The organism is Ectothiorhodospira mobilis (genome assembly GCF_016584115.1).
Taxonomy (GTDB): Bacteria; Pseudomonadota; Gammaproteobacteria; order Ectothiorhodospirales; family Ectothiorhodospiraceae; genus Ectothiorhodospira; species Ectothiorhodospira mobilis.
The window spans coordinates 1-329 of record NZ_NRSK01000081.1 but is presented as its reverse complement, the minus strand read 5'-3'; the positions used below and the strand labels follow the sequence as shown (position 1 = coordinate 329).

General features: G+C 72.9%; 1 protein-coding gene. It reads left to right on the top strand.

The window, feature by feature from the left end:
* A partial coding sequence (locus CKO33_RS13235; protein WP_200182694.1) for a glycosyltransferase family protein occupies positions 1–329 on the top strand: 329 nt, incomplete at both ends.

Genomic DNA, 329 nt, shown 5'->3' with positions numbered 1-329 from the left:
CTGCTACCCCCCCCGCACCCAGGGCATGACCGGCCTCTGGCGCCTCATGGGCCCCTACGGCTGGGAGGAGTCCGTCTTTCCCGCCCCCTGGATCGAGGGCTTCAACCGCCGCCTGGACGCCGTCCTGTGCATGTCCACCTACGTGCGCGACGTCCTGCGGGACAACGGCCTCAGCCTCCCCGCCCCCGTCACCGGCCTGGTGGTGGACCACATCCTGCGCGTCCCCGCCCGCGATCCGGGCATCGCGCTGCCCCCCGGCCCGCGCCTGCTGCACATCTCCTCCTGCCTCCCCCGCAAGGGCGTGGACCTGCTGCTCCATGCCTACGACC